The organism is Sphingobium sp. B2D3A, from assembly GCF_025961795.1.
Lineage (GTDB): Bacteria > Pseudomonadota > Alphaproteobacteria > Sphingomonadales > Sphingomonadaceae > Sphingobium.
In genome coordinates this window covers 2,189,069-2,205,683 of record NZ_JAOQOI010000001.1, presented here as the reverse complement: position 1 = coordinate 2,205,683, position 16,615 = coordinate 2,189,069, and the positions used below count along the sequence as shown (strand labels likewise).

The 16,615-nt window shown below is 64.3% G+C and carries 18 protein-coding genes, 1 tRNA gene and 1 pseudogene; 16 read left to right on the top strand and 4 right to left on the bottom strand.

The features are described from left to right. Positions 1–32: 32 nt before the first annotated feature. Entirely contained in the window at positions 33–1,751 is a 1,719-nt protein-coding gene (locus M2337_RS10265; protein WP_264570143.1) for a fatty acyl-AMP ligase, read from the bottom strand. 195 nt (positions 1,752–1,946) lie between these two features. Here M2337_RS10265 and M2337_RS10260 point away from each other — a divergent pair, with 195 nt between their 5' ends. From M2337_RS10260 to M2337_RS17270, 4 genes and pseudogenes are all read left to right on the top strand, one after another. Beyond that, entirely contained in the window at positions 1,947–2,501 is a 555-nt protein-coding gene (locus M2337_RS10260; protein ID WP_264570142.1) for a regulatory protein RecX, read from the top strand. Then, positions 2,498–3,082: a DUF192 domain-containing protein gene (locus M2337_RS10255; RefSeq protein ID WP_264570141.1), complete on the top strand. Its 585-nt coding sequence runs from the start codon at positions 2,498–2,500 to the stop codon at positions 3,080–3,082. The genes M2337_RS10260 and M2337_RS10255 overlap by 4 nt, the downstream gene beginning before the upstream one ends. 60 nt (positions 3,083–3,142) lie before the next feature. Beyond that, positions 3,143–3,538 carry an NADH:ubiquinone oxidoreductase subunit NDUFA12 gene (locus M2337_RS10250; protein ID WP_181559488.1) on the top strand — a complete coding sequence of 132 codons (396 nt, stop codon included), beginning with the start codon at positions 3,143–3,145 and terminating at the stop codon, positions 3,536–3,538. Then, a pseudogene (locus M2337_RS17270) lies at positions 3,538–3,945 on the top strand (DUF2155 domain-containing protein); the annotation flags it as partial. The gene M2337_RS10250 and the pseudogene M2337_RS17270, both read left to right, overlap by 1 nt. 35 nt (positions 3,946–3,980) lie before the next feature. Here M2337_RS17270 and aat read toward each other — a convergent pair. Beyond that, positions 3,981–4,721, bottom strand: coding sequence for a leucyl/phenylalanyl-tRNA--protein transferase (gene aat / locus M2337_RS10240; RefSeq protein ID WP_264570140.1), 741 nt, complete (start codon positions 4,719–4,721; stop codon positions 3,981–3,983). 118 nt (positions 4,722–4,839) lie between these two features. Here aat and M2337_RS10235 point away from each other — a divergent pair, with 118 nt between their 5' ends. From M2337_RS10235 to M2337_RS10215, 5 genes are all read left to right on the top strand, one after another. Beyond that, positions 4,840–5,529, top strand: coding sequence for an alpha/beta fold hydrolase (locus M2337_RS10235; protein ID WP_264570139.1), 690 nt, complete (start codon positions 4,840–4,842; stop codon positions 5,527–5,529). Between the two features lie 77 nt (positions 5,530–5,606). Further along, positions 5,607–5,682: transfer RNA gene (locus tag M2337_RS10230), tRNA-Trp, on the top strand. Between the two features lie 144 nt (positions 5,683–5,826). After that, positions 5,827–6,033 carry a preprotein translocase subunit SecE gene (gene secE, locus M2337_RS10225; protein WP_181559485.1) on the top strand — a complete coding sequence of 69 codons (207 nt, stop codon included), beginning with the start codon at positions 5,827–5,829 and terminating at the stop codon, positions 6,031–6,033. 44 nt (positions 6,034–6,077) lie between these two features. Then, positions 6,078–6,614: a transcription termination/antitermination protein NusG gene (nusG, locus tag M2337_RS10220; protein WP_181559484.1), complete on the top strand. Its 537-nt coding sequence runs from the start codon at positions 6,078–6,080 to the stop codon at positions 6,612–6,614. 300 nt (positions 6,615–6,914) lie between these two features. After that, positions 6,915–9,026: a PQQ-dependent dehydrogenase, methanol/ethanol family gene (locus M2337_RS10215; protein ID WP_264570138.1), complete on the top strand. Its 2,112-nt coding sequence runs from the start codon at positions 6,915–6,917 to the stop codon at positions 9,024–9,026. An 18-nt stretch (positions 9,027–9,044) separates the two neighbouring features. On the opposite strand, the gene M2337_RS10210 is transcribed toward M2337_RS10215, so the two are convergent. Then, positions 9,045–9,719, bottom strand: coding sequence for a spermidine synthase (locus M2337_RS10210; RefSeq protein ID WP_181559482.1), 675 nt, complete (start codon positions 9,717–9,719; stop codon positions 9,045–9,047). A gap of 113 nt (positions 9,720–9,832) precedes the next feature. On the opposite strand from M2337_RS10210, the gene M2337_RS10205 reads away from it, so the two are divergent. The 7 genes from M2337_RS10205 (at position 9,833) to M2337_RS10175 (ending at position 15,700) form a co-directional block, all read left to right on the top strand. Beyond that, positions 9,833–10,288, top strand: a complete 456-nt coding sequence (locus M2337_RS10205; RefSeq protein ID WP_181559481.1) for a hypothetical protein — start codon at positions 9,833–9,835, stop codon at positions 10,286–10,288. A gap of 109 nt (positions 10,289–10,397) precedes the next feature. Next, positions 10,398–11,774, top strand: a complete 1,377-nt coding sequence (locus M2337_RS10200; protein WP_181559480.1) for an MFS transporter — start codon at positions 10,398–10,400, stop codon at positions 11,772–11,774. A gap of 116 nt (positions 11,775–11,890) precedes the next feature. Continuing rightward, positions 11,891–12,589 carry an HPP family protein gene (locus tag M2337_RS10195; protein ID WP_264570137.1) on the top strand — a complete coding sequence of 233 codons (699 nt, stop codon included), beginning with the start codon at positions 11,891–11,893 and terminating at the stop codon, positions 12,587–12,589. 178 nt (positions 12,590–12,767) lie between these two features. Beyond that, positions 12,768–13,199, top strand: coding sequence for a 50S ribosomal protein L11 (gene rplK / locus M2337_RS10190; protein WP_264570136.1), 432 nt, complete (start codon positions 12,768–12,770; stop codon positions 13,197–13,199). Between the two features lie 4 nt (positions 13,200–13,203). Beyond that, positions 13,204–13,902: a 50S ribosomal protein L1 gene (gene rplA / locus M2337_RS10185; protein ID WP_181559477.1), complete on the top strand. Its 699-nt coding sequence runs from the start codon at positions 13,204–13,206 to the stop codon at positions 13,900–13,902. A 187-nt stretch (positions 13,903–14,089) separates the two neighbouring features. Continuing rightward, entirely contained in the window at positions 14,090–15,100 is a 1,011-nt protein-coding gene (locus M2337_RS10180; protein WP_264570135.1) for a hypothetical protein, read from the top strand. Between the two features lie 72 nt (positions 15,101–15,172). Further along, positions 15,173–15,700 (top strand): TIGR02281 family clan AA aspartic protease, encoded by a 528-nt coding sequence (locus tag M2337_RS10175; protein WP_264570134.1) that lies wholly within the window; start codon positions 15,173–15,175, stop codon positions 15,698–15,700. Between the two features lie 103 nt (positions 15,701–15,803). Here M2337_RS10175 and M2337_RS10170 read toward each other — a convergent pair whose 3' ends face one another. Beyond that, complete coding sequence (locus tag M2337_RS10170; protein WP_264570133.1) at positions 15,804–16,412, bottom strand: PEPxxWA-CTERM sorting domain-containing protein; 609 nt, start codon at positions 16,410–16,412, stop codon at positions 15,804–15,806. Positions 16,413–16,615: the final 203 nt, after the last annotated feature.

The window sequence follows — 16,615 nt, the reverse complement described above, 5'->3', positions numbered from 1 at the left end:
TCGCAGTCTTTTACCGCGTCAACCGCCCCCGATCAGGCTGCGATGTCATAGGGCACGATTTCCCCGGTCAGATACAGGGTCCGCGCCTTCGAGCGGCTGAGTTTGCCCGAGCTGGTGCGCGGCAGCGAGCGCGGCGGCACCAGTTCCACCACGCAGTTCATACCGGTGATCGAACGGACGCGCTCGCGAATCTCTTCCCGCAGCCGTGCGCGCTCGACATTGTCGGATACGCGGCAATGCACCAGGACGGCGGGCGCTTCCTCGCCTCCAGCGGTGGTGATGGCGAAGGCGGCAATGTCCCCCTGCTTGAAGCCCGGAAGCTGCTCTACCGCCCACTCGATATCCTGCGGCCAGTGATTCTTGCCGTTGATGATGATCATGTCCTTGGCGCGGCCGACGATGTACAGATAGCCATCCGAGAGATAGCCCATGTCGCCGGTGTCCAGCCAGCCATCGGCCATGCAGGCATCGGTCGATTCCTGATCGCGGAAATAGCCGACCATGAGCGAGGGACCGGTCGTCCACACCTTGCCGATGGTCCGCTCGGCCAGCGGGCCGCCGAATTCGTCGCGGATTTCGACAGTCATGCCCATCACGGGCTTGCCGCAATTGACGATCGCGCGGAAGCGCTGCGGGCGATCCTCCACGGCATGACCGCCGGACAGTTCGGTTTCCTCGACCAGCTCCACCATGATGCCTTCACCCGGCGGCATGATGGTCACGGCCAGCGTCGCTTCAGCCAGGCCATAGCTTGGTAGGAAGGCCTTGGGCGAGAAGCCGGCTTCCGCAAAGGCATCAACGAACTGCTGCATCACATCCGGGCGGATCATGTCCGCGCCGTTACCGGCCAAGCGCCAGCGCGACAGGTCGAAGCGCTCGGATGCTCGAGTTTGGCTGGACATGCGACGGGCGCAGATATCGTAACCGAACGTAGGCGAATAGCTGATCGCGGTGCCCTGATGGCGCGAGATCATATCCAGCCACGCCAGCGGGCGGCGCGCGAAATCCTCGGTCTTGAGGTAATCGGTCGAGACCTGATTGGCGACGACCGACAGGAAGCAGCCGACCAGACCCATGTCATGATACCAGGGCAGCCAGCTGATGCAGCGGTCGCTCGCGATCAGCTCCATGCCGTGGCTATGGGCGGCGAGATTGCTGAGCAGCGCCTTGTGGGTCACCGCCACGCCATGCGGAAACCGCGTCGATCCGCTGGAATATTGCAGATAGCAGATGTCGTCCGGACCGGCCTGCGGCAGCGCACAGGCTGCAATGGGTGCCGCGAGAAAGTCATCGAAACTGAGCGGTTCCACGCCCTTGCGGCGCGCGGCCTCGCCGGCCATCTCGCTCAGCTCGGCGGGGAAGAGCAGCATGATCGGGTCGCAGCTGTCGAGCTGGACGCACAGCTGGTCGATATAGCTTTCCTTGCCGCCGAAGCTGGTCGGCAACGGCAGCGGCACAGGCCAGGCACCGGCATAGACGATGCCGAAGAACAACTGGGCGAACTCAGGGCCGGTCTCGGCAATCAGGGCGATCCGCTGCTGGGGCTGAACACCCCGCGCAATCAACCGATAGGCGCAGGCCAGTGCATCGCCGCGCATTTCCGAAAAGGGATAAGGACGCGCAAGATTGCCGCGGGCATCGTGAAAGTTAACTCCACGAACACCCTGCGCCGCATAATCAAGCGCGGCACCCAAAGTATCGAAATCGGCAAAGCGCCGCTCAAGCCGATCTTCCGTCGGTGTTGGCTGCATCTTAAATGACCCTTCTTTTTCCGCCAGATATCATCCCCTTAAGTCAAGGCATGGCGGCTGTTCTCTTGCGTCTACGCCTGGCTGGCTTGCGCTTGTCTGAACCGAAAAGCCGCATTCTATGCCTGGCCCTACCCCGTTCTTGCGCGAGTTAGGCGCGTTTACTTTAAGACAGGGAGTGTGGCACAAAAATGGCGCATGACGCCGCGCCCGCAAAAATCACCGCCAAAACCGCTTGTCGAAGCGAGCCTTGAGGCGCTGGCCATCCACTATGTCGGGCGCTTCGCCACCAGCCGGGGCCGACTCGCCGCCTATCTTACGCGCAAGCTGCGCGAGCGTGGTTGGGCCGGCGATTCCCCGCCCCCGACCGAGCGGATCACGCAAAAGCTCGTCGATCTCGGCTATGTGGACGACCGAGCCTATGCCGAGATGAAATCCGGGGCGATGCAGCGGCGGGGCCTCGGGCAACGCCGCATCGCGCAGACGCTGCGGCAGGACGGGATCGACGAGACGACATCCGAGCACGCCGCCCCCGACGCTGCCGCGCAATGGGATGCGGCCGAACGCCTCGCCCGCCGCAAACGAATCGGGCCGTTCGCGGCCGAGCCGGCCGACCGGCCGTTGCGGGAAAAGCAGATCGCGACCTTTTTGCGGGCGGGGCACAGCATGCAGACCGCCCGCAACTGGATCGAAAGCGCGCCCGGCGAGTTGCCGGAGCGACCGGAGACCCTGTCAGCAGAGGATTGGGAATGACGAAGAGGCGGCGGATCGGGCGTGGTCTGAACATCGGCGCACTGGCGACAGCGCTCGCACTGTCCGCCTGCCATGCAGCGCCGGAGGACAGCGCCAACACCTCAGCGGTTGCCAATAGCGCGGCCCTGCCCGCTGGCAGCACCGAAGTTCGCATTCGCACGTCCAGCGGCCAGACTCATCGCTTCGTCGCGGAACTGGCGGCGGACAAGGAGGCCCAGCAGCACGGCCTGATGGGCCGCGAGACGCTGGCCGACGATGCCGGCATGATCTTTTCCTTCGCCTATCCCAACATGGCATCCTTCTGGATGAAGGACACGCGCGTTCCGCTGGACCTGTTGTTCATCCGCACCGACGGCACGATTGCCGACATTCTGGAGGGTGAGCCGAACAGCCTCCGCCCGCTAGCGGCGAACGAGCCGGTGACGGCGGTGCTGGAAATCCGGCAGGGACGTGCAGAGGCGCTCGGCATCGACAAGGGTGACCGGATCGAATGGGGCGATTGCGCCACGGATGCAGGCGCCGGTGCCGGACGCGCGCCCGTGTGGCGAGCGGATCGCTTCTGCCCCTCGTCGCAGCGCTGAGCGCACTTCATTCGATTCCACGTTGCCAATCCCCCGTGAGTGCGGCTAAGCGCTCTGGCCATGGGACTGCTCGGCAAGATCTTCACCTGGTGGGACGGCGCCACCATCGGCACCTCGCTGTTCACTTCGCGCAAAGGCACGAAAGTGGGCGAGGACCATCAGGGCAATGTCTATTATGAAGGCGGCACGGACCCCAACGGCCTCACGCGCCGCTGGGTGATCTATAAGGGCGCCAATGATGCCAGCCGCGTGCCTGCAGAATGGCATGGCTGGCTGCATCACAGCATCGACGGCACGCCTGAGAGCCATTTGCCGCCGCCCCGCATCTGGGAAACCGAATTCACGCCCAACCAGACCGGCACGCCGCAGGCCCATCTGCCTTCCGGCGCCATCGCTGCCGGCGGTCGCCGCCAGATGGCGACGGGCGATTACGAAGCCTGGACGCCGAATACGTGATGATTCTCCGGTCCGCGCGGCCGGGCCGATGGTTGCTCGCGCTCGGCATCATCGGACCGCTGACGGCCTGCGGAGACCCCGAGGCAGCCCGCAATGTCGCCGTCGTGCCGGAAGAGCGCACGCACGACGAGCGCCCCGTGAAGGTCGAGACCGGCCTGCCCGGAACGCCGATGGCAGAGCGCGTCGCGGAGATCGGCCTGCTCAACAAGCGCAACGGCATCACCCAGAAATTCACGATGAAGCCGGGCGTGGCATTGCGCTCGGGCAATGCCATCGTCCGCCTGCGCGCCTGCGAAACCACCGCGCCGTGGGAAATGGACAAGGAAACCGGCGCATTCGTGCAGCTCGACGTGCTCGAAAGCCGCGACAATAAATGGCACCGCACCTTCTCCGGCTGGCTGTTCAAGGAACGGCCCGACCGCAATGTAGTGCTGCACCCGATCTACGACGTCTGGGTGATCAGCTGCGCGATGAGCTGGCCGGAGACCGGGCCGGACACGGTGCGCGTGGCGGATCGCAGCGCACGGTCGGCCGGCGCATCCGGCAACGAATCGAGCGCATCGAACGCGGCAGAAGCTCCCGCGGCGCCGTCCGCGCCTGCCGACAGCGCATCGCCGAGCAATCCCGAATAGGCCTGCGCGTCAATCTCCACCGCGCCCAGGGAGGCCAGGTGCGGGGTCATGAACTGGCAATCGAGCAGTGTGAACCCGCCGACCCGCAGCCGGGCGACCAGCCAGGCCATCGCCACCTTTGAGGCATCGCGCCGGCGGCTGAACATGCTCTCGCCAAAGAAGGCCCGCCCCAGCGCCAGACCGTAAAGCCCGCCAACGAGATGGCGCTCGCCATCCTCATGGCTCCACACTTCCACGCTGTGCGCCAGCTTGCCGTGGTGCAGGCGCACAAAGGCTTCCTCAATGTCCCGATTGATCCACGTCGTCGGGCGATCTGTGGCGCTCTGCGCGCACAGGGCGATGACCTGCTCGAACGCGGTATCCGCCGTGACCTCGAACCGGTCGGCGCGCACGGTCTTGCGCAAGGATTTGGAGAGATGAAAGCCATCGAGCGGCAGGATCGCCCGCCTCTCAGGCTCTACCCAGAAGACCGAATTGGCGGCACGGTCGTCAGCCATGGGGAACAGCCCGACCGCATAAGCGCGCAACAGGATCGGTAAATCGATCGCCATTCCCGGCCTTTAGCATCCCCACCGGCCTTTGTCGCGCCCGTCCCTTGGGGCAAAAAGCGCTGGCAGGCGCCACCGGGAGGCGATAGCGATCCGGTACAGTCTGGAGAGGAGCAAGCCTGTGGCAATTTTCGTGCTGGTTCATGGCGCCTGGGGCGGCAGCTGGGGTTATGGCCCCCTCGCCCGTGAACTGCGGTCCGCCGGCCATGAGGTACACGTCCCGTCGCTCACTGGGCTGGGCGAGCGTGCCCATCTGGCTCATGGCGGCATTACGCTCAGCGATCATATCGCCGATGTGGTCGGCCTCATCGATTGCGAGGGCCTGCGCGACATCATCCTCGTCGGCCATAGCTATGGCGGCATGGTCATCACCGGTGTCTCGGCCCTGCGCGGCACCCGCATCCGCAGCCTCATCTATCTCGACGCCTTCCTGCCGAAGGATGGCGAAATGCTCTGGGACATCGTCGATGACGCGACACGAGCGATGTATATCGAGAATCAGCGGCAGTCGCCGGGCCTCGTCCAGCCGATCTTCCCGATTCCGCCGGGGCGGGCCGGGCGCGTCTCGGGCCATCCGCTCCTCACCCTGCTCGAACCGGTCAAGCTCGGTGGCGAGGAGGACGCGGTTGCGCGGCGGACCTACGTCTTTGCGTCCGCCAGCCCGCTCGGCTCGTTCGCGCCGTTCCGCGCGCGCTGCGCCGCAGACCCGACCTGGGATGTCCACGAACTCCCCACCAGCCACATGATGTGGGACGACGATCTCCCCGGCGTGACCCGCATCCTCCTCGATGACGCGGCGAAGGACGAATGACGACAAGTTGCGGAAAGCGCCGTTGACCGCTTGCGCCCGCCTTCGGGTCGCGTTAAGGGCAGCGCCTTCACCGGCACAGGGGTGTAGCTCAGCTGGTAGAGCGTCGGTCTCCAAAACCGAATGTCGTAGGTTCGAATCCTATCGCCCCTGCCAAAACTTGCCCCGAGGCGCCCGAGCGCGTAGAGGCAAGGACGGTTGCGAAATGCAGGCGGCGGGCCGGCCGGAGAAAGCTCCGGGTGCGGTCCGCTTTCTTGTGTTTCGAAGAGTTCTGGTTTCATCTGAAAGAGCAGGCTGAGCGTGGCGAAAACCTCCCCCATCGAATTCGTGAACCAGGTCAAGGCCGAGTGGAACAAGGTCACCTGGCCGACCTCGCGCGAGACGGTGATGACCACGATCATGGTGGTGATCCTGACCACGGTGCTCGGACTTTTCTTCTTTGGCATCGACACGTTCTTTGGCTGGATCGTTCGCACGCTGCTGGGTTTGGCCGCGGGCCAGAGCTGATCGCCGCTCTCCCGACCAAGACGAATTGAGGAAACGATAAAATTATGGCGCGCTGGTACATCATCCACGCTTATTCGGGCTTCGAGAACAAGGTCCGCGAGTCCATCCTGTCCGAAGCCGAGCGAATGGGTCTGGCCCAGCTCATCGAGCAGGTCGAGGTGCCGACCGAGACCGTGACCGAAGTGAAGCGCGGCAAGAAGGTTCAGGTCGAGCGCAAGAACATGCCGGGCTACGTGCTCGCCAAGCTCAGCATGAACGATGATATCTACCACTTGATCAAAAACACGCCCAAAGTCACTGGCTTCCTCGGCAATTCCGGCAAGCCGCAGCCGATCAGCGAGGCGGAAGCCGCCCGCTTCTTCGGGGCGCGCGAGGAAGCCGCCGCCCAGCCGCGTCACAAGGTCAATGTCGATTACGAGATCGGCGACAGCGTGAAGGTGATGAGCGGCCCGTTCGCCAGCTTCATCGGCACCGTCGAGGAACTGGACTTCGAGAAGAGCCGCGTGAAGGTCTCGGTTTCGATCTTCGGCCGCGCGACGCCGGTGGAACTGGACTTCGAGGAAGTCGAGCTCTCCAAATAAGGCCTTCGACAGCCAATTTTTTCGAGCCGCCGGTCCCTGATCGGCGGCTCTTTTCTTGTGTCGGCCCCGACAACTCGCGCGTCATTCCCGCGAACGCGGGAATGACGGGCAGGGAACGCCGAAAAGGCACAAACGCGCTGCGCCGGTCTTCAGCCGTTCTTCCACCTCATCCAACCTGACCATCGCGCAGGGCGATTGCGTTGGCGCGGCGAATGATCCCTAGATTGCGCGAGCACCGCAACGGTGCCGCATCGGGAGGGAATGGTCGTGGCAGGGAGCAGGAGATCGTGGATCGCAGGCATGGCGCTGATAACGGCGCCGCTGCTCCTCGCGGGGCAGGACGCCCGATCAGGCGGAATGCAGCCAGCCCATGTCACCAGCGAGCGGATGCGGGCGCCAGACGCACCCGCCAGCGCCGGCAGTTGGATGGCCTATGGACGCAGCTATGACGAGCAGCGTTATTCGCCGCTCACGCAGATCAACGACAAGACCGTCCAAGGGCTGGGACTGGCCTGGTACGATGATTTAAACACCTATCGCGGCGTGCAGGCGACACCGCTGGTGGTCGATGGCGTGATCTACAACGCCTCCGCCTTCAACATCGTGACGGCCTATGATGGACGGACCGGCCGCAAGCTGTGGACCTATGATCCGCAGGTCGAGCGGCAGTGGGCGCGACTGGCCTGTTGCGGTCCCTCGACCCGTGGCATTGCCGCGTGGAATGGCAAGATCTACATCGCCGCGCTCGACGGCCGGCTGATCGCCGTAGATGCGCGGACCGGCAAGGAAGTCTGGACGGTGCAGACCTTCGATCGCGCGCACCCCTATTCCATCACCGGCGCGCCGCGCGTGTTCGATGGCAAGGTGGTGATCGGCCATGGCGGCGCCGACTATGGCGTGCGCGGTTTCGTCAGCGCCTGGGATGCGGAGACGGGTAAGCGGCTGTGGAAGTTCTACACCGTACCCGGAAACCCGGCCGATGGCCCCGACGGCGAAGCCTCGGACGCGGCGATGAAGATCGCCCTGCCGACCTGGCACGGAAAATGGTGGCAATATGGCGGCGGCGGCACGGCGTGGGACAGCTTCGTCTACGATCCGGCGCTCAACCTCGTCTATATCGGCACAGGCAATGGATCGCCGATCAGCTGGCATTTCCGCAGCGCGGGCAAGGGCGACAACCTGTTCCTGTGCTCCATCCTGGCGGTGGATGCCGACACTGGCGCCTATCGCTGGCATTATCAGGCGGTGCCGGAGGAAGACTGGGACTTTACCTGCACCCAGCCGATGATGCTCGCGGACCTGAAGATCAAAGGCAAGACCCGCCCGGTCATCATGCAGGCGCCCAAGAACGGCTTTTTCTATGTGCTCGACCGCAAGACCGGGGAATTGCTCTCGGCCGAGAAATTCGTGCCGAGCAACTGGGCCAGCCATATCGACATGAAGACCGGGCGGCCGGTGCTGTATCCGGGCGTGCATCTGACAACGACGCCCCAGCGCATCACGCCGAGCCTGCTCGCCGCGCATAGCTGGCACCCCATGTCGTTCAGCCCGAAGACCGGGCTGGTCTATTTCCCGGCCATGGAACAATCCATCGTCTATGCCCGGCAGCGGGACGAGGATTTTACCTTCGTGCCGTTCCGCAACAATGCCGGCTTCGATTATGCCGGCGCCACGCCGGAATGGGCCGCGCAGCGCAAGGCGTTGCAGGCAGAGGCGGATGCCATGGAGAAAGGCTATCTGCTCGCCTGGAATCCGGTGACGCAGATGGAAGCCTGGCGCGTGCCCTATTCGCTCCCGGGTTCGGGTGGCACGCTGGCAACGGCGGGCAACCTCGTCTTTCAGGGCACCATCGAGAAGACCTTCGCGGCGTATCGCGCCGACACCGGGCAGAAGCTCTGGGACATGAATGTCGACAATGTCGCCATCGGCGGGCCCGTCACTTACGCCATCGACGGCGTGCAATATGTCGCAGTGAATGTCGGCTGGGGCGGATCGATCGTGGCTGGGCTGAGCAAGATTCCCGGCGGCTTCCGGGTGTCACCGGCGCGACTGCTGGTGTTCAGGCTGGATGCCAAGGGCGTGACGCTCCCGCCCCTGCCGGCGCCGACGGCCCTGCCCCGCCCGCCCTTCCTCCGCGCCACCGAAGCGCAGGTGCGGCAGGGCGCCCAGCTTTATGGCGACACCTGCGCCCGCTGCCATGGCGAGAATGCGCGCGGTGGACTCAAGGATCTGCGCTACATGACGCCCGATACCCGCGCGCACTTCCTCGATATCGTGCTGGAGGGCACCAAGGCCGATCTGGGCATGGCCAGCTTCAAGGGCGTGCTGGACAAGGCGCAGGCGGAGGCGATCCACGCTTACCTCATCGCGCGCGGCAATGAGGATTGGCAGGACGACGCCGTGCGGCAATGAGGGGCTAGTTCGTGCGGCCTAGCCGCGTCGCTGGGCAAACCAGATGACGTGGCGCGGCCCCTTGCCGTTCTCCCGCGCCTTCACCGCCACCTCGTCGACGATGAACCCGGCGCTCTTCAGCCGGCGGGTGAAGGCTTCGTCCGAGCCGGCGGACCAGACGGCGAGAATGCCGCCGGGCTTGAGCGCCCGCATCGCCTGGGAGAGGCCGCGCGCCGAATAAAGCCGGTCATTGGCCGGCACGGTGAGGCCGTCGGGGCCGTTATCGACGTCGAGCAAGATGGCATCGTAGTGCCCCTGCCCGTCCTCGATCAGTTCCGCGACGTCGCTGTGAACGAGATCCACGCGCGGATCATCCAGGCAGCCGGCCGCCAATTCGGCCATCGGCCCCCGCGCCCATTCGATGATCTCCGGCACCAGCTCGGCCACCGTGACCTTCGCCTGCGCATCGAGCGCGCCCAGCGCCGCGCGCAGCGTGAAGCCCATGCCATAGCCACCGATCAGCAGGTGCCGCCCCGCGCGGGACGGCAGCCGCTCCAGCGTCATCAGCGCCAGCGCCTTTTCCGATCCGCTCATCCGGCTGTTCATCAGTTCGTTGCGATCGAGCACGATCATGAAATCATCGCCGCGCCGGAACAGGCGCAGATCCTCGCCGCCGGGCACCTTTGCCGTGCCGAGATGTTCGCGGGGCTTCATATCGTTCCTTTCAACCGAGCCGTCCCTCTGGCAGACCCGGAGGCATCGCGCAAACGGTCCCGGCACTGTATGCCTCCGCGCGACTCTCCCCCCAATCCAATCCCCGGAGCTTCATGCGTTACTTTCTCGATACCGAATATAATGGTTTTGGCGGCGCCCTGATCAGCCTGGCCCTGGTGCCCGAATATGGCGATCAGGAGCTGTATCTCTCGCTCCTGCCGCTTCCCGAACCGCTCCACCCCTGGGTCGAGCATAATGTGATCCCTTATCTGCGCCATGTGCCGACCGGGCTGGATTATGCCGTGGAGCGGGCCAATGCGTCCGAGCTGGTCGCCACTTATCTCGCCGGCGACAATGAGCCGATGATCGTCGCCGACTGGCCGGAGGACATCGCGCATTTCGCAACGCTGCTGATGACAGGCCCCGGCGAGATGATCGATGTGCGCGGCCTCCGCTTCGAGCTGGTCAACGCCGCCGGGTTCAGCAGTGCGCGCAACAGCCAGGTGCCGCATAATGCGCTGCACGATGCCCGCGCCTTGCGTGGTTTCGTACTTTCGACCGATATCTGAACCGGGCGGCGCCGCAGGTATCGCTTGCCGCCGCCCGATAGATTGCTAACCATTAAAAGAATAGTTGCCTTACGAACGATTCGAGGCACAGCCGGAGAGGACAGCCAGCATGGCCAGCGCGCCCCGCTCGATCGATATCGCCACGTTCATCAATGAGCGGAAGCTCGGCCCGTTCAATTTCCGGCTGATCGTCCTCTCCTGGTTGATCACGGTGTTCGACGGGTTCGACATGATGCTGATCAGCTTCACCGCGCCCTGGATGCGCGATGAGCTGAGCCTCTCCACGCACCAGCTGGGCAATGTATTTTCCGCCGGTCTGTTCGGCATGATGGTCGGCGGTTTTGCCTTCGCATACATTGGCGACAGGATCGGGCGGCGACAGACGATCATCGGCGCGGCGTTCGCATTCGGTATTTTGACGACCGCCACCGCGCTGGCGCAGAGCTATGAAGCCCTTCTCATCCTGCGCTTCCTCGATGGCTTTGCCATTGGCGGCATGCTGCCGCTCGCCTGGGCGCTCAACATCGAATATGTGCCCACCAAATACCGCTCGACCGTGGTGACGGTGATCATGGTCGGCTACAGTCTCGGCTCCTCGCTGGCCGGGCCGGTGACCGTGTGGCTCGCGCCCACCTATGGCTGGGAGGGCGTGTTCGTCTTCGGGGGCCTCGGCACGATCGTCTGCGCCTTTGCCCTGCTGTTCTGGCTGCCGGAATCGGTGCGCTTCCTCGCCAGCAAGAACCTCAAGCCGGACCTGATCGCCAAGACGCTGAACAAGGTCGATCCCACGCTCGGCGCGACCGCGCAGGACCGTTTCGTGCTCAGCGACGAGAAGCAGGACACCAGCAATTTCACTGCCGCCAAGCTGTTCAAGGGCGACCTCAAATGGCTGACGCCGCTGCTCTGGCTGGCCTACATCGCCAGCACGCTGGCCGTGTATTTCAAGGCCAATTGGGGCCCGATCGTCTATGAGGATCTCAAATTCTCGCGGGAGACGGCGGCCTATGTCTCGTCAATCGGCGGCATCGCCGGGGCGGTGCTGGGCCTGCTGCTGATGCGCTTTACCGATGGCAAGGGGCCGCTCGCGGTCGCGGTCTATCCGGCCGTCGCCTTCCCGCTGCTGCTGCTTGTCGGCCTGGTGCCGATGGAGCCGACGCTCTTCCTGATCGTCTCGGTCGCCGCGACCAGCTTCGTGGGCGGCGCGCATTTCGGCATTCTGTCGATTGCCGGCGTCTTCTATCCCTCCGCAATCCGGGCGAACGGTGCCGGCTGGGCAACATCCGTAGCCAAGATCGGCGGCATTGCAGGGCCGATCATCGGCGCGTTCGTGCTGGCGAGCGGCCTGCCGATCGTCCGCAGCTTTGCCATTCTGGCGCTGTGCCCTGCCGTTCTGGCACTGTGCGCGCTCGGCATCGGCATGATCGTGAAGCGCCGCAAAGCACCAGCAGACGTGCTCAACATGGCACAGCCCGCGCCGGCGGAATGAGCGGCGGCGCGACGACCTAAAAGCCCGGCTTGATCGGCAAGGGGAAATGCTCGCTGGTCTTCTGGGTGAAGCCGCGCCAATAGCGCGCCTCTCTCCTGAGCCAGTGCTACGAAACCATGACCACAGAGCGCCTCTTCAAACCGATCCTCGCCGGTGCCCGGCTGATGCCGCGCTTGTTGGCGGTGATCGGTGCGACGGCGGGGATCGGGCTGACGATCGTGCTCTGCCTGCAATTCCCGATCGCTTACGCCGATCTGCCGATCATCGTCGCGCCCATAGGCGCTTCGGCGGTGCTGGTCTTTGCGGTGCCGACGAGTCCGCTCGCCCAGCCCTGGTCCGTGGTGGGCGGTAACATTCTCTCGGCACTGGTGGGCGTGGCGGCGGCCCGCTGGATCCCGCCAATGGCGCTGGCGGCCGGGGTGGCTGTCGGCGGCGCGATCCTCGTGATGTCGCTCTGCCGCTGCCTGCACCCGCCCGGCGGCGCGGCGGCGCTGACCGCCGTGATTGGCAGCCAGGGCATTCACGATGCCGGCTATGCCTTCGCCTTCGCGCCCGTTGGGCTCAATTCCATCGCGCTGGTGTCGCTCGCCATGTTCTTCCATCGCATGACCGGTCACAGCTATCCGCATCAGCCGGCTGCGCCCGCAATCAAGAGCGCGCAGATGCGGGAGGCTTCAGGGCTGCACAGCGAGGATATCGACAAGGCGCTGGAGGATATGGACGAGAGTTTCGACATCAGCCGAGAAGACCTCGCCCTGCTGCTCTCCCAGGCGGAGCTTCATGCGCTGGCGCGGCGCACCGCCGGGCAGAAGTGAATCGAGAAGACCGCTCTTTCCTTTTGCACCAGTCACCGCTATAGGCGCCGGCTTCCGGACGGTCTTGCAGGCCCGATGGAAGCCCATTGCGGGAGGACGACCCCTCAGGGTCAGCCGTTTGACCGCTAAGCTTGAACCGGGCGGCGCCATTGGCCCCGCCTTCTACAGAGTGAGTGTAATGGCCAAGAAAATCACGGGCTATATCAAGCTTCAGGTGCCCGCTGGAGCCGCCAACCCCTCGCCGCCGATCGGCCCTGCTCTGGGTCAGCGCGGCGTGAACATCATGGAATTCTGCAAGGCGTTCAACGCGGCGACCGAGAAGGAGCAGAAGGGTACGCCCCTGCCCACGGTCATCACCGTTTACGCTGACCGCAGCTTCTCCTTCATCACCAAGAAGCCGCCGGCAACCTATCTCATCAAGCAGGCCGTGAACCTCAAGTCCGGCTCCAAGGAGCCCGGCAAGGTCTCCGCCGGCAAGATCACGCGTGCCCAGCTCGCCGAGATCGCCGAAGCGAAGATGGTCGACCTCAATGCCAACGACATCGAGGCCGCGACGAAGATCATCGAAGGCAGCGCCCGCGCGATGGGCCTGACCGTGGTGGAGGGCTAAGAACATGGCAAAGCTGACCAAGAAGGCCAAGGCAATGGCCGCCGCAGTCGATGCGAACAAGCTGCACGGCGTCGATGAAGCCATCGCGCTCATCAAGAAGAACGCCACCGCCAAGTTCGACGAGACCGTTGAAGTCGCGATGAACCTGGGCGTCGACCCGCGTCACGCCGACCAGATGGTCCGTGGCGTCGTCACCCTGCCCGCCGGCACCGGCAAGGACGTGCGCGTTGCCGTCTTCGCCCGCGCCGACAAGGCTGATGCCGCCAAGGCAGCCGGCGCCGAGATCGTGGGTGCCGAGGATCTGCTCGAGCACATCCAGAACGGCAATTTCGACTTCGACCGCGTGATCGCGACGCCCGACATGATGGGCCTGGTCGGTCGCCTCGGTAAGGTGCTGGGTCCCAAGGGCCTGATGCCGAACCCGAAGCTCGGCACCGTCACGCCGAACGTCGCTGAAGCCGTGAAGGCTGCCAAGGGCGGCCAGATCGAGTTCCGCGTCGAGAAGGCCGGCATCATCCACGCCGGTCTCGGCAAGGCCAGCTTCACCGAAGCCGACCTGCGCAAGAACTTCGACGCCTTCGTCGATGCCATTGTGAAGGCCAAGCCCTCGGGCTCGAAGGGCAAGTATGTCCGCAAGATCGCTCTGTCGTCCTCGATGGGCCCGGGCGTGAAGGTGGACGTGGCTCAGGTCGCCTCGGCCTGATCTCACCCAATTCTAAAAACGCCCCGCCCGGTATCCACCGCGGCGGGGCTTTTTTATTGCCCGATGTTGTGATCTGAATTGGCGATCTGATTAGGCGTTTTTTCGTAAAGCGCCTGTTAACCCTGCGATGGCATTGCTTGGCGAGGCACGCGACGATAGAACTCAGATGAAAAACAGGGAAATTGGGGTGAAGAAGCGACATCCAACTGCTGGACAGGATGCCTATGACCGGGTGTCGAAACAGCTCAATCTGGCGGTTCGCCTTCTCGGCTTCTGGATCGCTCTTGTCAGCCTGTTCTTCCTCTTTCAGGCGCTCGATTATCGCGGGTTGATCGCGCGACTGGCCGAATGGCAGTTTCTTCATTTCGATCGTTACTGGCCCACCCTCACCTTCGTCGCGGTGACGGCGCTGTTCTCTGCGCCGCTGATTGCCGCCGTGTGGCTGCTGCGCACCCGCCAGCGCCGCACCGAATCCTTCGGCCCTGCCCGGCAGGACGATCTGCGCATCGTGAAGGGGCGGCTTGCCCGCCTCCAGGGCTTTTTTGCCGGCGTTTGCGTTGGCAGTCTGCTTGCGGCGGTCATTGTGCTGATCCTGCGGCTGCAGTTGCCGTCCGATGAAGGCACCCCGCGCAGCATCGTCGTCGGGTCGCCCGATGCGATCGCGCCGGTGGAAGGCCGCGCCGTCATCACCGGCAGCATCGATCTGCGCGAGACGGCGCAGTTCAATGAGGATCTGCTGCTGGTCAAGCGCTCGCTCTATTTCGCGCCGGTTCGCTCCGGGCCGGACGACCGCTCGCCGCTGCGCTACTTTGTCGAGGTGCGGCGCAACGATGTGCCGGAAGGCTATCATCCCATCACCTTCCCCAAGGATGAGGACCTGGTGCGCGTCTGGCGGTTCCGCCTCTCGCACCTCGTCTTCACGCCCTATCTCGACGGTGTTCTGCGGCGCGAGGCCCTGCCAGGCGAGATCGTCAACCTGTATCGGCACGCCGGCTATGACGTCGAGGACGATAATTTCGTACTGTTCAGTGGGCTCGACAAGCTGACCTGGCGCTACAACGTCCTTGCCGCCGAATTCGGAATTTCAGCCCTGATCTCCGGCCTTGCCGCCTTCATCTTCGGCCGCCGCCGCCGCCAGGTGAAGCAGCGGATGGAGGACGAAATCGAGGCCTCCCGCACGGCACAGGCGCCCGCCTGACCGCCCTTTCTTAATGCCGCGCTAACTCAATCTCGAAACCGCTTCTTGGGTGAGTCGGGGTGATGATGCGGCATGATCGGCATCCATCTCGAATTCGGTAGCATCATGGCGGCAATGGCATCCATTGCCGTCGCCCTGAGCAACCCGTTCACGGATCACCAGAACATCCAGAAGGAAGCCGCCGCAAACATCGCCGTGCCGGAGGCCGCAGTCCTGGACGCCTCGGCCATCCACCTGCCTGCCAATACCGTGCAGCGCCATGCCGACGGCCTCTTCTATGTCGAGGCGAAGGCCAACGGCCACTCGATCCGCTTCGTGGTGGATACCGGCGCGACGGTCGTCGTGCTCAATCGCGCCGACGCGGCCAAGCTCGGCCTGACTTATGAGAGCCTGCCCGGTCGCGCGCAGATGCGCACCGTCAACGGATCGTCCGCGATGCGCTGGGCGAAGATCGAGCGGATGGAAATGGCCGGCAAGCGCATCGAGCAGATCAGCGCCGCCGTGGTCGATGGCGCCCTGCCGGTTTCGCTGATGGGCCAGAATGCGCTCCAGCAACTCGGCACCGTCACCCTGAGCGGCGACACCTTGACGATCCACTGAACCGGGCTTCCCAGCCAGACCGATCCCGCCGCGCAATCGGCAAAGAAAAGGCCAGTCCCCCCGGACTGGCCTTTTCAGCGGGAAACGCGTGTAAAGCCGGCCATCAGCTGGCGGCGAAGGTAACCTTCACCGGATTGCGGCGGCGCATCATCGTGCCGGCCAGACCGAAGCCCGCGATCATCAGCGCCCAGGTCGACGGCTCGGGAACCGAACCGAACACCGGCGGCACAAAATCGGGCAAGGGAATGGGAATGCCAGGGATGAACCCGCCGCCACCGCCCGTACCACCTGTCGGCGGCGTGAAGGAGGCCATGGAGGGCTCCAGCGTCGGCTGCGTCACGATCAGCGGGCTGTTGAGGTTCGATACGAAATCGGCAGCTTCCGGCTCGGCGAAGAAGGCGGTCGGCGCAACCGGCGACTTGTTCGGCGTCGCGGTCGGCTTCTGCGCGAATGGGCTGCTGCCTTGGTTGCGCGAACGGCCAGGACCGCAATCGGCGCGATTGACCAACTGGGTCAGGTCACCCTTGGAATTGACGAACTCAGGCGCGCAGCCATCGCGAAGATAGCCCATGATCGCGGAGCGCAGCGACGTCTCTTCCGGCGCGGGCACGGCGACGAACGCCGAGGCGAACTCGGGGATGGTGAACATCCGGCGCTCATTGTGCGGCGCGGCTGCGATCAAGGCGCTGGCCACCACGGCCAGACCGATCAAAGCCCGGTGCCGTTCAATTTCACGGCGCGCCCAACGGAGCGAGTCTGTCGATAAGCTTTCCATGAACCCGTGCTAAACCTGCGGCGGAAAGAATTAAAGCGCTTTAACCTTCTTTTCCCACGCCTTAACCACCTTTGCGCAGATGGCCTAAGGACGTTGCCAAAGGGTCACAAATTGAGTGCCCACCGCCCTCCCCGGCCCCT